The 16,690-nt window shown below is 65.4% G+C and carries 12 protein-coding genes; 2 read left to right on the forward strand and 10 right to left on the reverse strand.

The features are described from left to right. Position 1: 1 nt before the first annotated feature. The gene (locus VSX60_RS01460; protein WP_327622347.1) at positions 2-1,798 is read right to left on the reverse strand and encodes an acyl-CoA dehydrogenase; all 1,797 of its coding nucleotides are present in this window, start codon (positions 1,796-1,798) and stop codon (positions 2-4) included. A gap of 151 nt (positions 1,799-1,949) precedes the next feature. On the opposite strand from VSX60_RS01460, the gene VSX60_RS01465 reads away from it, so the two are divergent. Then, complete coding sequence (locus tag VSX60_RS01465) at positions 1,950-2,792, forward strand: fumarylacetoacetate hydrolase family protein (protein WP_327622348.1); 843 nt, start codon at positions 1,950-1,952, stop codon at positions 2,790-2,792. Here the strand turns inward: VSX60_RS01465 and VSX60_RS01470 are convergent. The 4 genes from VSX60_RS01470 to purD form a co-directional block, all read right to left on the reverse strand. Next, complete coding sequence (locus VSX60_RS01470) at positions 2,782-4,902, reverse strand: 3-hydroxyacyl-CoA dehydrogenase NAD-binding domain-containing protein (RefSeq protein WP_327622349.1); 2,121 nt, start codon at positions 4,900-4,902, stop codon at positions 2,782-2,784. The genes VSX60_RS01465 and VSX60_RS01470 overlap by 11 nt on opposite strands. Before the next feature lie 124 nt (positions 4,903-5,026). Continuing rightward, positions 5,027-6,310, reverse strand: a complete 1,284-nt coding sequence (locus tag VSX60_RS01475) for an acetyl-CoA C-acetyltransferase (protein WP_327622350.1) — start codon at positions 6,308-6,310, stop codon at positions 5,027-5,029. Continuing rightward, entirely contained in the window at positions 6,310-8,583 is a 2,274-nt protein-coding gene (locus tag VSX60_RS01480; RefSeq protein ID WP_327622351.1) for an acyl-CoA dehydrogenase, read from the reverse strand. Before VSX60_RS01480 ends, VSX60_RS01475 begins: the two co-directional genes overlap by 1 nt. A gap of 164 nt (positions 8,584-8,747) precedes the next feature. Further along, positions 8,748-10,019, reverse strand: coding sequence for a phosphoribosylamine--glycine ligase (gene purD, locus VSX60_RS01485; RefSeq protein ID WP_327622478.1), 1,272 nt, complete (start codon positions 10,017-10,019; stop codon positions 8,748-8,750). A gap of 165 nt (positions 10,020-10,184) precedes the next feature. Here purD and ubiA point away from each other — a divergent pair, with 165 nt between their 5' ends. Beyond that, on the forward strand, positions 10,185-11,192 hold the full coding sequence (gene ubiA / locus VSX60_RS01490) for a 4-hydroxybenzoate octaprenyltransferase (protein ID WP_327622352.1): 1,008 nt from the start codon (positions 10,185-10,187) through the stop codon (positions 11,190-11,192). 16 nt (positions 11,193-11,208) lie between these two features. Here ubiA and VSX60_RS01495 read toward each other — a convergent pair whose 3' ends face one another. The 5 genes from VSX60_RS01495 to VSX60_RS01515 all read right to left on the reverse strand — a co-directional run bounded on the left by VSX60_RS01495 (position 11,209) and on the right by VSX60_RS01515 (position 16,492). Then, the gene (locus VSX60_RS01495) at positions 11,209-11,784 is read right to left on the reverse strand and encodes a DUF6101 family protein (RefSeq protein ID WP_327622353.1); all 576 of its coding nucleotides are present in this window, start codon (positions 11,782-11,784) and stop codon (positions 11,209-11,211) included. Positions 11,785-11,962: 178 nt separating this feature from the next. Next, positions 11,963-13,390, reverse strand: coding sequence for an FAD-binding oxidoreductase (locus tag VSX60_RS01500; protein ID WP_327622354.1), 1,428 nt, complete (start codon positions 13,388-13,390; stop codon positions 11,963-11,965). Between the two features lie 57 nt (positions 13,391-13,447). Beyond that, positions 13,448-14,482: an L-threonylcarbamoyladenylate synthase gene (locus tag VSX60_RS01505; RefSeq protein WP_327622355.1), complete on the reverse strand. Its 1,035-nt coding sequence runs from the start codon at positions 14,480-14,482 to the stop codon at positions 13,448-13,450. A gap of 127 nt (positions 14,483-14,609) precedes the next feature. Further along, entirely contained in the window at positions 14,610-14,858 is a 249-nt protein-coding gene (locus VSX60_RS01510; RefSeq protein ID WP_327622356.1) for a hypothetical protein, read from the reverse strand. Positions 14,859-14,983: 125 nt separating this feature from the next. Beyond that, positions 14,984-16,492 (reverse strand): GH25 family lysozyme, encoded by a 1,509-nt coding sequence (locus VSX60_RS01515; protein WP_327622357.1) that lies wholly within the window; start codon positions 16,490-16,492, stop codon positions 14,984-14,986. Positions 16,493-16,690 lie beyond the last annotated feature (198 nt).

The following is a 16,690-nucleotide window of genomic DNA, read 5'->3' on the forward strand; positions in this document are numbered from 1 at the left end:
CCTACTGAAGAATCGCGTGGGAGGCGGCGAGGCTGGCGGCGCCCGCAACGACTTGGCGCTTCAGCGCACTCGTTTCGGTCAGGAGATTCTCCGCCATGAAGCGGGCGAGATGCGTGCGCTCCGTGCGGCCGGTTTCGGCCAGCGCGCCCTTGGCGAGATAGACGGCGCCGGCGGTCAGGCCGAATAGTCTGAGGTAGGACGTCGCGCCGGCGAGCGCGGTGTCCATGTCCTTGTCGGCGAGCGCTTTTGCAAGAAACGCCGTCGTCTCCTTCAGATCGTCGAGCGCGGCCGCCAAAGCCTCGCCGGTCGCGCCGAAATCCTCCGCGTTCCGGCCGCGCACGGCGTCGACCGTCTCGGCGAGTTCGGCCAGATAGGCGCTGACTGCGGCTCCGTCCGACTGGCCGATCTTGCGGGTGACGAGATCGATCGCCTGGATGCCGTTGGTGCCCTCGTAGATCGGCGCGATGCGCGCGTCGCGCAACAGCCGCGCGGCGCCGGTCTCCTCGATGAAGCCCATGCCGCCATGCACCTGGATGCCGAGCGAGGCGACCTCGACGCCGATATCGGTGGCAAACGCCTTGGCGATCGGCGTCAAGAGATTTGCACGTTCCTTCCAGGCCCGCGCTTCGCTCGCCTCGTCGCGGGTCGCCTTGGCCATGTCGCTTGCGTGACCGCAGGCATAAGCGATGGCGCGTGCGGAACCGGTCAGCGCCTTCATCGTCAGCAGCGAGCGGGCAACGTCGGGATGCTCGACGATCGGGCTCATCTGCCCCGACGGCTCGGCGCCCTTGGCGAGGCGCGTCGAGCGACCCTGGCGGCGCTCGCGCGCATAATCGAGCGCCATCTGGAAAGCCGCCTCGGCGACGCCGACGCCTTGCACGCCGACCAGAAGCCGGGCGTTGTTCATCATCGTGAACATGCAGGCGAGGCCGCGATTTTCCTCGCCGATCAGGTAGCCGACCGCGCCGGCCTCCTCGCCGTCGACACTGCCGTCGCCGTAGATCATCGTGCAGGTCGGCGAGCCGTGGATGCCCAGCTTGTGCTCGACGGAATGGCAGAAGACGTCGTTGCGGCGGCCGAGCGACCCGTCTGCCTCGACCAGGAATTTCGGCACCAGGAACAGCGAGATGCCCTTCACGCCGGCCGGTGCGTCCGGTAGCCGCGCCAGGACGAGATGCACGATGTTGTCGGTGAAATCGTGCTCGCCATAGGTGATGTAGATTTTCTGGCCGAAAATTCGGTAGCTGCCATCGCCGGCCCGTTCGGCCTTGGTCTTCAGCGCCGACAGGTCGGAGCCCGCCTGCGGCTCGGTGAGGTTCATCGTACCGTTCCACTCGCCGGAGACGAGCTTGGCCAGATACGCCGCCTTCAACTCATCCGAACCGTGCGTCTCCAGCGCCTCCACCGCTCCGACGGTCAGCGTCGGACCAAGGGCAAAGCCCATCGACGCCGAGTTCCACATCTCGAAAACGGCGGCTGACAACGATGTCGGCAGGGCCTGACCGCCATATTCCTCGGGGCCGGTCAGGGCGTTCCAGCCGCCGGCGATCCAGTCGGCATAGAGCTCCTTCCAGCCCGTCGGCGTCGTCACCACACCGTCGGTCACGGAGGTGCCCTCGCGGTCACCCACCTCGGCAAGCGGCGCGACCTTTTCGCTGGCGAAGCGGCCCGCTTCCTCGAGAACCGCGTCCAGCAGGTCGGGGGTCAGTTCGCCGAGCAGGCCTTTTTCCATCGCCGGCTCCAGACCGGCCACTTTCTTCAGGGCGAACGCGATCTCCTCGATGGGCGCCTTGTACATGAAATCTCCTTCAAAAACGGCCGTTGGAGCAGGCAATCACCGCATAACGAGCAATTCCACCCCATCGCATCTTACGTAAAAGTCAACTTTACGCAAGGAACCGAACCTTGGTCTCGACCATTTCCATGTAACAGTATTGGGGAGGAATTTGATGCGGTTTGTACGCTTTGGCCACCGCGGTTCCGAGCGGCCGGGCTTGATTGACGACGACAACCGCATTCGCGACCTTTCCGAGCATGTTTCATCGTTATCCGAGGCCTCCCTGGACCCCGACGAACTTGCTGCCTGCGGGCATCTCGACCCCGCCTCGCTGCCGCTCGTGCCCGAAGGGGTTCGCTTGTGCCGTCCCGTCCAGAAGATCGGCAAGATCGTCGGTATCGGGCCAAACTATCACGACAGCGCCAGCCTTGCGGGCTTCAAGGTCAATCCGGAGCCGACGATCTTCCTGAAGGCGGCGACGGCGGCCTGCGGACCCACCGATCCGATCGAGTTGCCCAAGCTGTCCACCCGGGTCGACTGGGGCGTGGAACTCGCCGTGGTGATCGGCCGCAGGGCAAAATATGTCAGCGTCGAGGATGCGATCCGGCACGTCGCGGGCTTTACGCTCTGCAACGACGTCACCGAGCGCAGTTTCCAGCTCCAGCGCGGGGGCCAGTGGTCGAAGGGCAAGTCGCACGACACCTTCGCCCCGCTTGGCCCGTGGCTGGTCCCACCCGACCAATTGCCCGATTACGGGGAGATCGACCTTTGGCTCGACGTCAATGGCGAGCGCCAGCAGTCGGGCAATACGGCGGACATGATCTTCAAGGTGCCGTATCTCATCTCCTACATCTCGCGCTTCATGCGGCTCGAGCCCGGCGACGTGATCCTGACCGGAACGCCCGGCGGCGTCGGACTTTCCTACGACCCGCCACGTTTCCTGAAGTCCGGCGACCGGGTGACGCTCGGCGGCACCGGGCTCGGGTCGCAGGATTCCATCTGCGTCAGCCTGTAGCAGCGGTGGATTTTTCCTTCAGGCGGTCCCATCCCGCATCGGGCTTGAAACGAGCGCCGTGTTTGTCCGCCAGCGCGTTCAGCTTGGCGACGATCTCATCGACGCCGCGCTTCTTGGCGTAGTGGATAGGCCCACCCCGGAACGGCGCGAAGCCGGTGCCGAAGATCATCGCCCCGTCGGCAACATCCTCGCTCTCGACGACGCCCTCGCGCAGGCACGCGACGACCGCGTTCAGCATCGGCAGGATCAGCCGGTCGAGAATATCCGGGTCGCCCTTGGCCGAATCCGGCAGCGCGTCGACCGGCTGCTTCTTGGGCTTGCCGTCGGAGTCGTACTCGTAGAGTCCGCCGCCGGTCTTGCGGCCGAGCGTGCCGTCCGCGACCATCTTCTCCAGCCAGTCCGGCGTTTCCGGAAAGTCGCTGTCCAGCCGTTCGCGTAGCGAGGCGGAAACCTCGACAGCGATATCGAGTCCAACCTGATCGGCCAGTTCCACCGGCCCCATCGGCATGCCGAAATCCTCGGCGATGCGATCGATCCGTTCCTTGGGGATGCCCTCGTCCACCATGATCAACGCCTCGGCCATGTACGGCGTCAGTGCGCGGTTGACGAGGAAGCCCGACGCCGAGGCCACGGGGGCCGGCAGGCGCGACAATTCGACGGCGAATGCGGTGGCCCGGCGCGCGGTCTCTGGACTGATCTTGTCGTGGCTAACGATCTCGATGAGTTGCATCCGGGAGACCGGGTTGAAGAAATGCAAGCCGACGAGGCGCGATGGATCGACGAGCCCCTCGGCGAGGTCCGCCAGCGGCAGCGCAGAGGTATTGGTCGCGAGCAACGCGCCCTCTTTCAACCTGGGTTCGATGTCGGCGTAAATCTTTCGCTTCAACTCCAGCTTTTCGGGCGCCGCCTCGATGACGAGGTCGGCGCGAGCAATTCCGAGGCCAGCCGGGTCCGGCGTCAAGCGGTCCAGCGCGTCGCGGACCTTTAGCGGGTCCTTGAGCGTCGCGGTCAGCATCTTCGTCGCCGCGCGGATCGCCTTGCCGATCGGCTGCGTCGCGACATCGCCGAGCGTCACATGAAAGCCCTCGCGCGCCGCCCAGGCGGCGATGTCGCCGCCCATGGCGCCGGCGCCGATGACATGGACGTTCTTGATCGCCGAATCGCCCTGCTTCAGCCCGCGCATCGTCTCGCGCAGGAAGAACACCCGGACGAGGTTCTGGGCGGTATCGGTCTCGATCAGTTCGGCGAAGCTGTCGATCTCCGCATCCTGCATCGCCTTGGCACTGCCGCCATGGGCTTCCCACAGGTCGATCAGCCGGTGCGGCGCCGGATAATGCGCCTTGGCGGCCTTCTCCGCCGTCTTCTTGCGCATCTGGCTCGCCGCCAGCGCGCGGGCCGGGCGGAGCGAGAAGGCCTGGGTCTTGAAGCCGCCTCCAGCCGTCTTGAGCTCGTTATAGAGCGCGGCCTGCACGGCCGCCCCGACATGCCGCTCCTCGACCACCGCGTCGACGAGGCCGATAGCCTTGGCCTTCTTCGCGGTGACCGATTTGCCGGTCAGCATCATTGTCATCGCCTCCAGCGGGTCGGCGATCGCTGTCGAACGACAGGTGCCGCCTAGGCCAGGATGCAGGCCGAGCATTACTTCCGGAAAGCCCAGGCTGGCGTCGGAGACCGCAATCCGAAGGTCGCAGGCCAGTGCCAATTCGAGCCCGGCGCCGAGGCAATGACCGTTGATCACCGCGATCGTCTTCGCCTGGACCTTGGCCAGGCGGTCGAGGACCAGATGGGCTTCCTTCAGCATGCCGCGGATCTCGCCGGTCGAAGCGCCGGCGAATTGCTGGATGTCGGCACCGGCGGCGAAGCCGCAAGGCTTCGCCGAACGGATCACCACGGCCGAGGGCTTCTGGTCGATGATCCTGTCGACGTGCTGCGACAGCTCCTCGATGACGCTCCGGTCGATGGTATTGACCGCCTTGCCCGGCCGGTCGAGCACCAGCCAGTAGACGTAATTCTCGTCGGTGGCGGCCCGCCAGTTACCGTGCTGCTCGGCTGCGCGTGCCGGCCCGAGTTCGAGGGCGCGATCGGAAAGTGCGTTCAGCATTCTGCCCATGGTTCTGATCTCGTCTTCTTGTCGGAACGCGCCGCGAAGAGTTTGGGACCTCGCGGCGCCGAATGGGGTTTCGGGCGAACAGCCGGCGCGAAGTCCCGCGCCGGCATGGTGTCTCGTCGCGCGCTCAGGCGGCTTCCAGCAGCATCGCGCCGCCGAGCCCGCCGCCGATACATTCGGTCGCGATGCCGCGCTTGCGGCCGAGCCGCCGCATGGCGTTGGCCAGATGCAAGGTGATGCGATTGCCGCTGGTGCCGACCGGATGACCGAGCGAGATGGCGCCGCCGTCGACATTGATGTTGGCGTGATCGATCCGACCGCCGCGACCTTCCAGGCTGAGCACCGGATCGACCAGGCTCGGATCGTCGAACGCCGCGAGGCAGGCCAGCACCTGGGTCGCGAAGGCCTCGTTCAACTCCCACAGATCCACGTCGGCCACCGTCATGTTCTGGCGCTTCAGGATCGGCGCCGTCGACACCACTGGGCCAAGACCCATGATCGACGGATCGAGCCCGCCCCATTCTGAATCGACGATGCGCGCCAGCGGCGTCATGCCATGACGCGTGACGGCCTCCTCCGACGCCAGCACGACCCACGAGGCGCCGTCGGTGATCTGCGAGGAATTGCCGGCCGTCACCTTGCCGTAAGGCCGTTCGAAGACCGGCTTCAGCTTGGCGAGGGACGCGGCGGAGGAGTCCGGCCGCACCCCGTCATCGTGATCGAAGACCTCGCCGTCGCGGGAGAAGGCCGGCAGCATCTCGTCCCGCAGCCAGCCCTGCTTCGTCGCGTTGGCCAGCCGGTTATGGCTTTCGGCCGCATAGGCGTCCGCCTCACGCCGGGACACGTCGAAGAGATGGGCCAGCACTTCGGCGGTCTGGCCCATATTGAGATTGGTGATCGGGTCGGTGAGACCGCGCTCCAGCCCGATGACCGGCTTGAGGAACTCCGGCCGCAAACCGGTGAAGGCCTTCAGCCGGTCGGTCGTGGAGCGGGCGCCGTTGAGCGCCGCGAACCAGTCGACGGCGCCGCGCCTGAGGACGAGCGGCGAATGGCTTAGCGCCTCGGCCCCGCCGGCCAGCACGATGTCGGCCGTACCGCGCTCGATATAGCGAAACGCCGTGTCGATCGACTGCATGCCGGAGCCGCAATTGATCTGGACCGTGAAGGCCGGAATCTCGTCCTTCAGGCACAGACGCAAGGCCGCGACGCGCGCCGGGTTCATCTCGTCCGCGACGACATTGACGCAGCCGAGGATAACCAGATCGATCGCATCCGCTGCAAAGCTCTGCCGCATCAACAGCGGCCGGCCGCACTGGACCGCGAGGTCGACGGGCGAGAACGGACCCGGCTTGCCGCGTGCCTTGATGAACGGGGTGCGGGCGCCGTCGACCAGATAGACCGCTTTCGCCATTATTCCGCTGCCTCTCGCTGTTCGCCCTTGCCGCCATTTTTGGCCGGACGATCATGTTGGGATGCGATCGGAGAGACCTCCGCCATCGGGAAAGCGTCCACCGCGATGACCTTGTCCACCGCCTCCTTGGCCTCCGCCAGCCGCACGAACTCCGCATTGGAGATCACGCCAGCCTCCCTCGCTTCCTCGGGATCGCGGATGTTGGCCTCGCGCAGCTTCTTCTCGATCGGCGCGGCCTCGCTCACCAGTTCGAAGGCGAGTTCCAGATCCTTGATCGGATGCTGGGCGTGTCCCTCGCCGAGATAGAGGTCCGGCGTCAGCCGGTCGCGCTGCGAGGACGGACGCATCAGAATCGCCGCGACCTCGCTGGTCAATTCGTCCGACGGCTCGTGATAGGGCACGCCCAGCGGAAAGGCGATCGCCCGGGTCAGGATCGCCGCCCAACGCGCCGGCAGATTGTCGAGGACGCCGTTGAAGGCAAGAGCCATGCGATTGTAGCCCTTCTCCATGATGTACTCGACCAGCGGCTTGTCGGCCTCCGGCCGCCCCTCCGTCTCGAAACGCTTCAGGACGGCGCCGAGCAGATAGAGTTCGGAGAGAATGTCGCCGAGCCGCGCCGACAGCATTTCCTTGCGTTTCAGCGCGCCGCCCAGGGTCAACAGCGACAGGTCGGACAGAAGCGCGAACGCCGAGGCATAGCGCGACAATTGCCGCCAGTGGCTGGTGAAGGCCGCATTCTTTGGCGCAGGCGCGGCCAGACCGCCGGTCCAGCCGCGCACGAAGCTGCGCAGGGCGTTCTTGGCCGAATGGCCCACATGCGCCCAGAAATGTTTGTCGAAGTCGTCCAGTCCCTTGTCCTCGTCCTCGTCGGACAGGGCCAGCAGTTCCTTCAGCATGTAGGGATGCGCGCGGATCGCCCCCTGCCCGAAGATCATCAGATTGCGGGTGAGGATGTTGGCGCCCTCGACCGTGATGCCGATCGGCACCGACCGGTACTGGGCGGCGAGATAGTTCTTCGGGCCGTCGATGATCGCCTTGCCGCCATGAATGTCCATGGCCCGCTCGATCGACTCGCGCATGCGGTAGGTCGCGTGCGCCTTCATGATCGCTGACACCACCGACGGCTTGTGGCCTTCATCCAGCGCGGCAACGGTCAGCCGGCGGGCGGCGTCGATGAGATAGGCATTGGCGGCGATGTCGGCGAGCGGCTGCTGGATGCCCTCGAACATGCCGATCGGCACGTTGAACTGGGTGCGAACCCGCGCATAGGCGCCGGTGGTACGCGCACAGATGGCGGCCGCGGCGGAGGATTGCGAGGGCAGCGAAATGCCACGGCCGGCGGCAAGCGCCGTCATCAGCATCGTCCAGCCCTGGCCGATCTGGTCTGGCCCGCCGAGAATCCAGTCGAGCGGAATGAACACGTCGTCGCCGTAAAGCGGGCCGTTCTGGAAATAGGTCAGCAGCGGGACATGCCGGTCGCCGTGCCGGACGCCCTTGGTCGCAGTCGGCAGCAGCGCCACCGTGATGCCGAGATCCTCGCCCTTGCCGAGATGGTTCTGCGGATCGAACATCTTGAAGGCGAGGCCCATCACCGTCGCGACCGGGCCGAGGGTGATGTAGCGCTTGTGGAAATTCAGCCGGATGCCGAGAACGCGCTCGCCATCATGCTCGCCATATTCGACCATGCCGGTGTCGAGCATCGCCGCCGCGTCGGAGCCGGCTTCCTGCGAGGTCAGGCCGAAGCACGGAATCTCGCGCCCGTCGGCGAGACGCGGCAGCCAGTAATCGCGCTGCGCCTGCGTGCCGAAATGCAGCATCAATTCGCCCGGTCCGAGCGAATTCGGCACCATCACGGTGACGCCGGCGACGACCGAACAGGAGGAGACCTTACGCACCACCTCCGAATGCGCGGTATTGGAAAATCCGAGCCCGCCATATTCCTTCGGGATGATCATGCCGAAGAACTTGTGCTTGCGCAGGAAGTCCCAGACCTCCGGCGGCAGGTCGCGATCTTCCCAGACCAGCTTCCACTCGTCGATCATGGCGCAAAGTTCGTTAACCGGGCCGTCGAGAAACGCCTGCTCGTCCGGCGACAGCCGCGCCGGCGGCATGGCGAGCAGCTTGTTCCAGTCGGGATCGCCGGTGAAGAGTTCGCCGTCCCACCAGACCGTGCCGGCGTCGATCGCCTCCCGCTCGGTTTCCGAGATCGGCGGCATGACGCCCTTGGCCCATCGATAGATCGGCCGTGTCAGCTTTTCCTGACGAAATGACATGGCTTCGCTCCGGGGTTCGCCGCATGGTTAACGAGGAATGTATGGTCGCGCGGATGGTTTCCCACCCGCAGGCCAAGACATTTCCTACATTTTACGTAAAGGTCAATGTCAGCGACACGATCGGGATCGGCTCCGAACGCCGAAAACCCGGCCCAACGGAGACTTCAGATGCTTTCGGTCATGATCGCGCGGTGGCCGATGTCTGAACGCCAAAATCCCTCGTCCCATTCGACGGCTTCGACGACCTCATAGGCGCGGCGCGCGGCTTCCTTCACGCTGGCACCGGTGGCGGTGACGTTGAGGACACGTCCCCCGACGGCGAGCAGCCGGTCGCCATCGCGTTGCGTCCCGGCCTGGAAGATACGTGTCGTTGCACTCGCCGCCGGCAAATGGCGGATCGCGGTGCCCTTGGCATGGGCGCCCGGATAGCCCTCCGAGGCCATGACCACGGTCAGGGCCCGCTCTTCCGACCATTGCGGCACGACGGCCGAGACGTCGCCCCTGGCGGCGGCGAGGAGAATCGGCAGCAGGTCGCTTTCCAGCCGCATCAGCAGCACCTGGCATTCCGGATCGCCGAAGCGGACATTGTATTCGATCAGCTTGGGACCGGACTCCGTCAGCATCAGCCCGGCATATAGAATGCCCTGGAACGGGGCTCCGGCCGCCTTCATCCCGGCGAGCGTCGGCTCGACGATCTCGCGCATCGCCCGGCGCACCATCGCATCGTTCATCGGCAGCGCCGGCGAATAGGCGCCCATGCCGCCTGTGTTCGGACCGCGGTCACGGTCGAAGGCGCGCTTGTGATCCTGCGCCGTGCCGAAGAACAGCGCCCGCTCGCCATCGCAAATGCAAAACAGGCTCGCCTCCTCGCCCTCGAGGAACTCCTCGATGACGACCTCCGCGCCCGGCCCGCCGAAATCGCCCTCGAAGCAGGCGTCGATGGCCGCAAGCGCGTCCTGACGCGTTTCGGCGACCGTGACGCCCTTGCCGGCGGCAAGCCCGTCCGCCTTGATCACGATCGGCAGACCGCCGTCGCGGACATAGTCGCGCGCGGCGGCCACGTCGTCGAAGCGACGGTAGCGCGCCGTCGGAATGTCGTGGAGGGTGCACAGATCCTTGGTGAAGCCCTTCGAGCCCTCGAGCCGCGCGGCGGCGGCGGAGGGGCCGAACACCGGAATACCGGCGGCGGCAAGGCTATCGCCGAGGCCGGCGACGAGCGGCACTTCGGGACCGACGATTACAAGGCCGATCGCATTGGAGCGACAGAACGCCACGACGGCCGCTTGATCCAAGATGTCGAGTTCGACGGTCTCGGCGTGCTCGGCGATGCCGGGATTGCCCGGCGCGGCGTAGAGGCGCCCAAGATCGGGCGATTGCGCGAGTTTCCAGGCAATCGCGTGTTCGCGGCCACCGCCGCCGATGAGAAGAACGTTGATCGTCATGGCTTCGCCCCTGTCAGCGCATTTCTGCCGCCCAGGCCGGCCGACCGCTGCCGATTACGGGGGCGCAACGGCCGCGGTCAAGTTCGGCGCGGCAAATCTTAAGCGTTGATAAAGCGGAAAACCCTTGACTGCGGCCTTTCGGCCATCAATCTCGGTGCCATGTCGAATCTGAAAGGAAGCCTCGCGGACCAAATCGACCGCGTGGCGGATGCACCGTCCAACAATTGGGTCTACCGCACGTTGCCGCGCGGCCTCTGGCCCTATGCGCAGTTGGCGCGCTGGGACCGTCCGATCGGCTGGCAATTGCTGCTGTGGCCGTGCTGGTGGGCGGCGGCGCTGGCGCCGCAGGCGGTGCAGACGGGGGCCGTTCACACCGGCCTTCCCAGCCTCTGGCAGCTCTTCCTCTTTTTGGTCGGTGCGATCGCCATGCGCGGCGCGGGGTGTACCTATAACGACCTCGTCGACGAGACGATCGATACGCTCGTCGCACGCACCCGGTCGCGTCCGCTGCCCTCCGGCCGGGTTTCGCGCCTCCAGGCCAAGCTGTTTCTCGTCGTCCAGGCGCTGGTCGGGTTCCTGGTACTGATCCAGTTCAACCTGTTCTCGGTCCTGCTCGGGGTCGCCTCGCTCGGCGTGGTGGCGATCTATCCATTCCTGAAGCGCTTCACCGACTGGCCGCTGTTGGGGCTCGGCCTCGCCTTTTCCTGGGGCGCGCTGATGGGATGGGCGGCGTATTGGGGCACGCTGTCGCTCGCTGCCGGCCTGCTTTACGCCGGCAGCATTCTCTGGACTATCGGCTACGACACGATCTACGCGCATCAGGACAAGGAAGACGACGCGCTGGTCGGCGTCCGTTCCACGGCCCGGCTGTTCGGCGAGCGAACCAGACTGGCGCTGACAATTCTCTATCTCGGAGCAATCGCCCTGTTCGCGGGCGCCTTCGTGCTGACCGGCTATGGCACGGGGGGCGGACCCGAATGGCCCGCCTATGCCGGCCTTGCCGCCGGCGCCTTCCAGATGATCTGGCAGATCCGCACCCTCGACATCGAGGATGCGGACCAGTGCCTGAGGCTGTTCAAGTCGAACACGGTGTTCGGCTGGATCATCTTCTTCGGCTTGATCTTCTCGTCCCTGTGGGCGCTGTCCTTCCCGCTGGCGGGAATCTGACGCCCACCGCCCGGCGCTACTGACGGGCGATGATTTCCTCTCCGGCAACCACCATGCGCATCCCGAGCCCACCGGGCTTGCGACGCGCCAGGAAGCGCGGCCGGCGCTGGCGGTTGGGCGACCGGCGACGCGGCGCCGGCGCGGCAGCCCGGATGTGCCCGAGCGTCTCTTCAAGCGTGCGCAACGCGCCATCCGCCTCGATCATCAGCATCGGCAGGTTGAACAGTTCCGCCCATCCCCGCCAGTCGGCGGCGACATCGTAGAGGTCGCTGGCAACCAAGAGCGGCACCGTGCAGCGCGGATCGCTGTGATGCAGCTCAAGCGTCACCGTCACCTCGCCGTTGCCGTCTTCCATGGCGCGGGCCGCGACACCCCGAAAGGCGCGTGGCGGCAGCGCGATCGAAACCGGCAATCCGGATTTCTCCAGGCGCCGATGGACGACGGCCCCGCGGCGGTCGACCTTGTAGGTAATCAATTCCCCGTCCTCGACCATTTCGATCGTCTGGCGACGATCGCAAGCAGCCGGGTCAAGGCGGACCGGGACGTTCGCCCATTCGGGCTTGGTCGCGAGTGGGTTCGGAGCAATGCTCATGAAATGACGCCTTCTGCCTCTCCTGAGAGCCGATGTTTCGGTCTCTCGTTCGGGCCGATGTAATCCCGGCCTTCGATAAGGATGACAGTAGGGGCGCCGCCTTGAAGTCGCGCTAAGAAAGTCGGTTAAGTCTTCATGACGGAAAAGACGGTTAGCAAGTCGAAAACTTGAATCAAGTCTAAACGAGCTTGCCGGGATTTAAGATGTTGTCAGGATCGAAGGCGGCCTTGAGCCGCCGCATCAGGTCGATCTCGACGCCCTCTTTGGTCCGGGCGAGCTCGTCGCGCTTCAGCTGGCCGATGCCGTGCTCGGCGGAAAAGCTGCCGTCCAGGGTGCGGACGATCCCGTGGACGAGATCGCTCATCTCGTGCCAGCGGGCCAGAAAGGCATCCTTGTCGGCCCCGACGGGCTGCGAGATGTTGTAATGGATATTGCCGTCACCGAGATGGCCGAACGCCACGATCCGCGCCTGCGGTATCGCCTCGAGCACCGCCTTGTCGGCGGCCTGAAGAAATTCCGGGATAAGGGCGACCGGCACGGACACATCATGCTTGATGGATCCGCCCTCGGGCCGCTGCGCCCAACTCAACTCCTCGCGCATGATCCAGAAGCTGTTCGCTTCGGCGAGCGATTTGGCGATCGCTGCATCGGCGACGACATGGCTCTCGAATCCGGCCTCTAGGATTCCCTCCAATGTCTCGCGCGCGTCGCCCTGCGAGCGGCCGGAGGATATCTCCATGAGAATGTACCAGGGATGCGGCGCCTCCAGCGGGTCGCGGGAACCGATCGTATGGCGGAGCGTGAACTCCATGCCGAGGCGCGGAATCAATTCGAAGGCGGTGAGCTGCGCTCCCGCCCGTCGCTCCGCCAATTGCAGCAGCGTCAGGGCGGCTTCAGGCGACGCCAGCCCGACATAGGCGACTTCGCGGCCGGCGGGCTTGGGGAACAGCTTGAGCACGGCGGCGGTAATGATCCCCAGCGTCCCCTCCGACCCGATCAGCAAATTGCGAAGATCGTAGCCGCGGTTGTCCTTCTTCAGGCGTCGCAGCCCGTGCAGAACCTCGCCCGACGGCAGCACCGCCTCGATGCCGAGGCAGAGCTCGCGGGCGTTGCCATAGGCCAGAACGCCGGTTCCGCCGGCATTCGAGGCGAGATTGCCACCGATCTGGCAGGAGCCTTCCGAGCCGAGCGACAGCGGAAACAACAGGTCCGCCTCGTCCGCGGCCTCCTGGATTCGCTTCAGGACGACGCCCGCCTCGACGGTCGCCGTGCGGCCGATCGGGTCGACATCGCGGATACGATCGAGCCGCGACAGGCTGACCAGAACCTCGGATTGCGAGCGGGGTGATTGTCCGCCGACAAGGCCGGTATTGCCGCCCTGGGGCACGATCGGCGTCCGCGTCTCGCTGGCGAGGCGCATGATCGCGGCAACCTCCTCGACATTGCCCGGCCGCAGCACCAATCCCGCGCGGCCATGAAACAGGTCGCGCGGCTCGTTGAAGTAGGCCTCCATCATGTCGGCATCCCGCAGCGCGTTAGCGGAACCGACGATGGCCGCGAAGCGGGCCAGGAGGACGGCAGGGATTTTCGGATCGGTCTCTTGCATAAGATCGAGACATAGAAGGCCGGCGACGATCCGTCGAGCCGGCTGTCATTCGCGGCGTCAGTCCCGCGGCGCGGCGGCGCGGCGAAGCCGGTCGTTGATCGCCTCGCCGAGCCCCTCGCGTGGGATCGGCGCCACGGCGATGCGCCCGATCTCCGGCCGATCGAAGCGGGCCAGCGCCGCGAACAGATTCGCCGCCGCCTCGCGCAGATCACCGGACGGGCTGAGATTGACGATCTCGGCCGCCCCATCCGCGCTGGCGATCGGGGTCTCGCCGAAATCGATCAGATATTCGCCGGCCTCGACATGATTCACGTCGAGCCGGACCGAGCCGTGCGGCGCGTAATGGGACCGAAGCTGGCCGGGCGCCTCGATGCCCGAACCCGCATCCGGCGCGACGACGGCGAGCCCGGTCGCTTCGTGTAAGGCCTCTCGACCGACAAGGCCGGCGCGCAGGAGCACCAGGCGGCCCTGCTCCAGCTTGACGATGGTCGATTCCAGGCCGAGCTCCGACGGACCCGCGTCGAGGATCATTTCGATCCGGCCGCCAAGGCCACGCATCACCTGGCCCGCGCTGGTGGCGCTGACCCGCCCCGAAGGATTGGCGCTCGGCGCGGCGAGCGGACGGCCGAGGCGCGCAATGATGTCGCCGGCGATTCCCTTCGGCTGACGCAGCGCGATGGTGGCAAGGCCGCCGGTCGTCAGCGGATGAACCGGCGTTCCCTCCGCCTGCGGCAGGACGAGCGTCAGCGGCCCGGGCCAAAACCGCGCCGCCAGTGCCCGTGCGATGTCATCCAAGACGGCCAGGCGTGCGGCCATGTCGAGGTCGCTGACGTGACAGATGAGCGGGTTGAAGCGTGGACGGCCTTTGGCCTCGAATATCCGTGCGACGGCCTCGCCATTGGTTGCGTCGCCCGCCAGCCCATAGACCGTCTCGGTCGGTAGGCCGATGAGGCCGCCGCCGCGAAGGCAGGCGACCGCGCGCTCGACGACGTCGTCGCTTTCGGCCGAAAGGCAGACCGTTTCGATCGCGCCGACACGAGCTTGGCCCGAACGCATCGAAGCGACATCGGGGACAGCGCGTTTAAACGTCATAGTCGTCTTCCAAACGAGACCTCATGCGGACCCAAGCGTGTGGCAGCCCGCACACAGAAAAAAGGGCAGTGGCTTTCGCCACTGCCCTTTAGGGTTCTTACTGGAACCGCAGGCGGCTCGCCAGAACTTAGTTGGCGGGCTTGTCGGTCTCCGGAGCCGGCTGGACGTCGATCGTCGGAACCTCGATCGTCTTTTCTTCCGTGCCGACGTCGATATCGCCCGTCGTGACATCTGCCTTGGGCAGCTGACCGCCTTCGACGCTAACTTCCGGCAACGCGCCTTCCTCGGTCACATCCACATTGATCATCGTGAAGGCGAACCAGACCACGATCAAAAGGACGATGATACCGACGACCCAGCCAATTGTTTTATTCATTTGAAGCACCCGTACTCTAGCATGTTGGCGTAATTGTTCGGGTCTGAAACGGTTGTCTTGAGCTTTGGTTCCACGTTGATCCGATAAAATTTTGCTGAACGCCTAAAAAAGCGAAGAGCGCGGGATCAGCGCGTCGCTTCGAACGCCGCGTCGATGCGGCGGGCCGGCATGTCGAGCCCGGCAAAGCGTTGCCCAGCACCGGGTAGAGCGACGCGCGGCCCGCGGTCGCCGCCCTCGGCGCCCAGCTGCGACAGAATTCGCGCCGGCATCGGCAGGGCACCGGCCTTCTTTGCCGCTTCCGCCGCTTTGACGATTTCGGCAAAACGCGAGCGCTGCCGCGAATCCAATGCGGCACTTTCGTCGCCGCCTTTGATCGGCCGTGCCTCTTCCCGGCGCGTCGCCGCTTCCGCGCGGCCGATGAACAGCCGGTCGACTTCGTTGGCGGCGTAGGCAACCGCCTCTTGCAGCGCGGCGAGATGGGTCTGGAACTGGCGGACGGCTTCACCCGACGGCTCCTTCGGCTCCTTCCCGGCGTCCGCCACAAGCGCCGGCTTGTCAGCCTTCGTTGCGCCACGGGCGACATTGGTCAGGAGTTTCAGCGGGTCCAGCCGCGCGTGCTGCTCAGCCGGGCCGTAGGCGGCGACCAGCGGGCTCGTCGTCGGCTTGGCACCAGGCTTGGGCGGGGTCGTCGCGTCGGCTTCCGTCGCGACAGCAACCTTGGCCACCTCCGCCTTGGTCGTCTCGTCCAGCGAGGCGATCATCATCGCCGGATCGTCGGCGTCCGGTGCGCGCTCGATCAACTCGTTGAACGGCCAGGCCGCCTTGAGGCCGGCGACGTCCATCGTCGAAACATTGACGTCGATATCGGTCTTGGCGCCCTTTACCCGGTACGGGCAGCTGCGGCTGTCGCAATTGTGCATCGAGGAGAACTGCCAAAGGGCATAGCTCGGCCAGGTCTCCTCTGGAAACTTGCCGGTGATATCGTCGCGGTAGCGGGCATACCAGAGCGGCAGACGCGACAGCAGCGGATATTGCGCCCGCTGGGCGGAGATCGCCTTGGCGGTCGAGCCGTTGGTGTAGAGCACGGGATAGCGACCGGTGCGGATCTTGATCTGGTCGGCAAAGATCTCGGCATCGGCGAGGCTCATCCACTCCTCCGAATTGTCCTCGATGTCGAGTGCGATCAGATCGTCCTCGGCCGGCTCGGCGAAATCGACGAAATGGTCGGCCTGCTCGCGCGGATTGCCGGGACGGCCGAGATGATAGGCGCCCCAGAGGAGCCCCTTCATCTTCGCCATCTCGCGGCGGGTCATATAGAGTTCCTTGGTGACCGAATATTTCCACCAGCGGTTTTTGCACAGCTTGTAGGCGTCGTCGTCGCTCTTGCCGCAGCTCCATTCCGGCGGCAGGCCATCGGAGGCCTTGTTGATAAAGCCGGCGATGCGCTTGTCCGAGGTCAGTTCCTGCCAGTTGATCGGGTTGAATTCATAGGCATCGATCACGAGCGCCTTGTCGTCCGATTTCCACGGAGCTTTCCATTCGGCATGAGCCGAACTGCTGATCAACAGCGTGCCCGCGACGATGGCGCAGGCAAATTTCACGGCAGCCGTCGTAACGGCGCTGAGCTTCATCATTCGCTGGTTTCCCCTCGAAGTCGCTCGAAGTCTGGTTTCGGGACGGCCCCCTGAACCCGAAGGTTCAAATCCGTCCCAAGCGGCTGAGCGCAGCTATCCCCTTCAAATCTGGCGGGTTCCGGGCAAAGCCGATCACGAAATGTTTCAGTCGGGCGTTCTGGAAGCCACAGTAAAGGCAAGACCTGACGATTTTACCAC

Origin of the sequence: Aurantimonas sp. A3-2-R12 (genome assembly GCF_036016755.1) — a bacterium.
In the GTDB taxonomy this organism is placed as follows: Bacteria; Pseudomonadota; Alphaproteobacteria; order Rhizobiales; family Rhizobiaceae; genus Aurantimonas; species Aurantimonas coralicida_A.

Coding starts and splice junctions, on each gene's coding strand:
- VSX60_RS01460 (WP_327622347.1), bottom strand. CDS start 1,798: ATGTACAAGGCGCCCATCGAGGAGATCGCGTTCGCCCTGAAGAAAGTG.
- VSX60_RS01475 (WP_327622350.1), bottom strand. CDS start 6,310: ATGGCGAAAGCGGTCTATCTGGTCGACGGCGCCCGCACCCCGTTCATC.
- VSX60_RS01470 (WP_327622349.1), bottom strand. CDS start 4,902: ATGGGCAGAATGCTGAACGCACTTTCCGATCGCGCCCTCGAACTCGGG.
- VSX60_RS01495 (WP_327622353.1), bottom strand. CDS start 11,784: ATGAGCATTGCTCCGAACCCACTCGCGACCAAGCCCGAATGGGCGAAC.
- VSX60_RS01510 (WP_327622356.1), bottom strand. CDS start 14,858: ATGAATAAAACAATTGGCTGGGTCGTCGGTATCATCGTCCTTTTGATC.
- VSX60_RS01505 (WP_327622355.1), bottom strand. CDS start 14,482: ATGACGTTTAAACGCGCTGTCCCCGATGTCGCTTCGATGCGTTCGGGC.
- VSX60_RS01480 (WP_327622351.1), bottom strand. CDS start 8,583: ATGTCATTTCGTCAGGAAAAGCTGACACGGCCGATCTATCGATGGGCC.
- VSX60_RS01465 (WP_327622348.1), top strand. CDS start 1,950: ATGCGGTTTGTACGCTTTGGCCACCGCGGTTCCGAGCGGCCGGGCTTG.
- VSX60_RS01515 (WP_327622357.1), bottom strand. CDS start 16,492: ATGATGAAGCTCAGCGCCGTTACGACGGCTGCCGTGAAATTTGCCTGC.
- ubiA (WP_327622352.1), top strand. CDS start 10,185: ATGTCGAATCTGAAAGGAAGCCTCGCGGACCAAATCGACCGCGTGGCG.
- VSX60_RS01500 (WP_327622354.1), bottom strand. CDS start 13,390: ATGCAAGAGACCGATCCGAAAATCCCTGCCGTCCTCCTGGCCCGCTTC.